Source organism: Rhodoferax sp. ZS1R8, from assembly GCF_056521325.1.
The window spans coordinates 1-1,142 of sequence record NZ_JBWMBA010000147.1; the positions used below are offsets into that span (position 1 = coordinate 1).

Consider the following 1,142-nt stretch of genomic DNA (forward strand, 5'->3'; position numbering starts at 1 on the left):
AGGCAGCACTGCAGGTGTGCGCCTGGCGCTCGATGTTGGCCGACGATTTTCAGATCAGCGTCAACCGGTCACCGGTGCAGTTTCAGCACAACGGCGCCACCGACACCAGTTGGGCGGAGCAGCTCAGTGCACAGGGGTTGCCCGGCGACAGCATCGTGGTGGAAATCACCGAAGGACTGTTGCTGGATACCAGTGCCAGTGTGGCCGATACCCTGCTGGCGTTGCGAGCCGCGGGCATTGGTGTGTCGTTGGACGACTTTGGTACCGGGTATTCGTCGCTGTCTTACCTGCAAAAGTTTGACATCGACTTTGTCAAAATCGACCAGTCCTTTGTGCGCCATCTATCGGCCAACTCCACCGAGCTAGCCCTGTGCAGGGCCATTGTGGTGATGGCTCACGCGCTGGACATGCGGGTGATTGCCGAAGGGGTGGAGACGGCGCAGCAGCGCGACCTGCTGGCCTCGGTGGACTGCGACTACGTGCAAGGCTATTTGTATGCCAAGCCCATGCCAGCACCTGAGTTCGAAGCCTTTGTGGCGGCCTACCGTGCGTCGTCGAAAACCCAGTTGACGCTGTCAGCCAGTTGAGGTCAGGGCGGCGTCCAGCACCTCTACCCAGTGTTGCACCTTGGTCGCGGTGCCACTCTGCAGGTGGGTGATGCAGCCGATGTTGGCAGACACAATCACTTCACGCTGCAGCGCGCCCAAATGTCCCAGCTTGCGGTCGCGTAGCTGATAGGCCAGCCCAGGATTGAGCACACTGTAAGTGCCTGCCGAACCGCAGCACAGGTGGGCCTCATTCGTTGCGGTGCGGACATCAAACCCCAGTGCTCCCAAGTGTTGCTCGATCCCGCCCTTGAGCTTTTGGCCGTGCTGCAGGGTACAGGGCGGGTGCAGTGCCAGCGTGGGCGCATGGTCGCGTATGCGTTGTGCCAGGTTGGGCTGGCGGGTCTGAAGCGCGTCTACGATGCTGGGCAGCAGTTCACTCAAATCCTTGGTCAGGGCGCTGATGTGCCGTGCCTTGGCGGCATAGGCCGGGTCGTCGCGCAGGATGTGGCCGTATTCGCGCACGGTGACGCCGCAGCCCGATGCGTTCATCACGATCGCCTCGACCGCGTCGGCTTCGATCTGCGGCCACCAGGC

General features: G+C 62.0%; 2 protein-coding genes. One reads left to right on the forward strand and one right to left on the reverse strand.

Annotated features, from left to right (window positions below):
- On the forward strand, positions 1-587 hold a 587-nt coding region (locus tag AC097P_RS24530; RefSeq protein WP_479613024.1), incomplete at its 5' end, for an EAL domain-containing protein.
- Here AC097P_RS24530 and AC097P_RS24535 read toward each other — a convergent pair.
- Positions 576-1,142, reverse strand: a 567-nt coding sequence (locus tag AC097P_RS24535; RefSeq protein WP_479613025.1) for a heterodisulfide reductase-related iron-sulfur binding cluster, incomplete at its 5' end; no start/stop codon positions are given. The genes AC097P_RS24530 and AC097P_RS24535 overlap by 12 nt on opposite strands.